Genomic DNA, 246 nt, shown 5'->3' with positions numbered 1-246 from the left:
GAGTTCTGTAATCAAGGCATTTTCTTGGTGTGTTATTCATGATTTGGCATACCTTGTTAAGTTCCTTATCCGTGATCTTGGCAAGCTGCGTCTCCCTAGGAAAAAACCGTCTGATACGGTTGTTATTACTCTCTACAGCACCCTTTTGCCACGGCGATTTCGGGTCACAGAAATAACTCTGCGTGCCCAATCTTTTCTCGAGAATAGGGTAGAACATAAACTCAAATCCACGATCAAAAGTAATCG

The 246-nt window shown here is 42.7% G+C and carries 1 protein-coding gene; it reads right to left on the bottom strand.

Annotation, left to right across the window (positions count from 1 at the left end; translation table 11 throughout):
- A partial coding sequence (locus Z054_RS32795) for an IS30 family transposase (protein WP_394331068.1) occupies nt 1–244 on the bottom strand: 244 nt, incomplete at its 3' end.
- Nucleotides 245–246: the final 2 nt, after the last annotated feature.

The organism is Aquimarina macrocephali JAMB N27 (assembly GCF_000520995.1).
GTDB classification, from domain to species: Bacteria; Bacteroidota; Bacteroidia; order Flavobacteriales; family Flavobacteriaceae; genus Aquimarina; species Aquimarina macrocephali.
This window is presented reverse-complemented; position numbering and strand designations above follow the sequence as displayed.